Annotated in this window: 2 protein-coding genes; one reads left to right on the forward strand and one right to left on the reverse strand. The window is 68.1% G+C overall.

Features of this window, described 5'->3' with window-relative positions; translation table 11 throughout:
• A partial coding sequence (locus AC2VOG_RS15995; RefSeq protein ID WP_486940853.1) for an alpha/beta fold hydrolase occupies nucleotides 1-741 on the forward strand: 741 nt, incomplete at its 5' end.
• On the opposite strand, the gene AC2VOG_RS16000 is transcribed toward AC2VOG_RS15995, so the two are convergent.
• Nucleotides 738-1667: an NAD(P)H-dependent flavin oxidoreductase gene (locus AC2VOG_RS16000; protein ID WP_486940854.1), complete on the reverse strand. Its 930-nt coding sequence runs from the start codon at nucleotides 1665-1667 to the stop codon at nucleotides 738-740. The two genes, AC2VOG_RS15995 and AC2VOG_RS16000, sit on opposite strands and share 4 nt — an antisense overlap.
• Between the last annotated feature and the right edge of the window lie 90 nt (nucleotides 1668-1757).

Genomic DNA, 1757 nt, shown 5'->3' on the forward strand with positions numbered 1-1757 from the left:
CAACACAACGACAGCTGGGACGCCGTGATCGAGCGGCTGACCGCGCGGGGCTACCGCTGCCTGGCACCCAACCAGCGCGGCTATTCGCCGGGCGCCCGCCCGTCGCGTCGCCGCGACTACCGCATCCCTGAACTCGTCGGCGACGTCGGCGCACTCATCGACGCCAGCGGCGCGCAACACGTGCACCTGGTCGGACACGACTGGGGCGCCGCCGTAGCGTGGGCCGCGGCCGCGGCGATGCCCGATCGGCTGAAAACCGTGTCACCGATCTCCGTGCCCCACCCCGCGGCGTTCCTCAAGTCGTTCCTGAACAGCCGGCAGGGGCTGGCGTCGTACTACATGTACCTGTTCCAGTTGCCGCGCCTGCCGGAATGGACGATGTTGCGGCGCAACGGCAGCTTCATGTCGACCGCGCTGCGGCGCGCCGGCCAGACGCGCACCGTGGCCGAGCGCGATGCCCGCGCCATGCTCGAACCCGGAGCATTGACCGCAGCGATCAACTGGTATCGCGCAATGCCGCTGTCGGATCCGCGTTCGATCAACCAAAAGGTCTCGGTGCCAACGCTTTACGTCTGGAGCGACGGCGATATCGCGTTGCTGCCCAAATCGGCCCACAACACCCGCAGATACGTGACCGGGGAATACCGGTTCGAGGTCATGCCCGGGGTCTCGCACTGGATACCCGACGAGGAACCCGACAAACTCGCCGGTCTGCTGCTCGACTGGTTCGCCGCGCACTAACCGATACGAGACCGGCTGTCGGCCAGTGCTTGCTCTATCTCTGACCAGGTCTGCTCGACAATCTTCGCGGCCGGCTGCAGCTCGGTGATGCGTGACGACACCTGACCGGTGTTGGCGACGCTGGCCTCCATGTCACCGTCGAAATACAGATCGGTGATCCGGCCGAGCAACTGGATTCCGGGTTCGGCGGCGGCCGCCCGGGCCGCGAGACCCGTTCGCAGCACGCGCATCGTCGGGTTGCCCGGCAGATCGAGCAGCACAGTGCCGTCGTCCCTGGCCGCGATGATCTCGTTCTTGAAGTTGGCGTGCACGCCGGCCTCGTGGCTGGCGAGCATACGGGTGCCCATCTGCACGCCCTCGGCGCCGAGCACCACGGCGGCCGCGGCCGACCGGGCGTCGCAGATGCCGCCGGCCGCGATGATCGGGAGGTCGACACGATCGGCGACGAGCGGCAGCAGCACCAACGTCGACGCCCCGAGGGCCGACTTGAACCCGCCGCCCTCCACCCCCTCGACCACCAGCGCGTCGACCCCCGCGTCCACGGCCTTCATCGCCCCCTTCAATGAGCCGACGACGTGGATGACGGTCATGCCGGCATCGTGCAGTCGTGCGGTGAACAGGGCCGGATCCCCCGCCGAGGTGAAGACGTGGCGGACGTCGGCGGCCACCAGTTCGTCGACGATCGCGGGATCCTTCTTCCAGCCCTGGATCATCAAGTTCGCCGCGACCGGGCGGTCGGTGAGTTCGCGCACCCGGCGCAGGTCGGCCCGGCCCTCGAGGGTCAGCGTCTCGATCATGCCCAAGCCGCCGCCCTCGGAGACGGCGGCGGCCAGTTCAGCCCTGGCGATGTAGGTCATCGGGGCCTGCACGACGGGGAATTGCACGCCCAGCAGTGCACGGATGCGATTCGGCAGGCCTGGAATCATGCCTGGATCGACCCCGTCAGAGTCGACGCACCAATTTTTCGGTGCCGAACCAGGACGCGATCGACTCGGCGCACACCACTGAGGCAGGCG

The organism is Mycobacterium sp. TH-M11 (assembly GCF_057473725.1).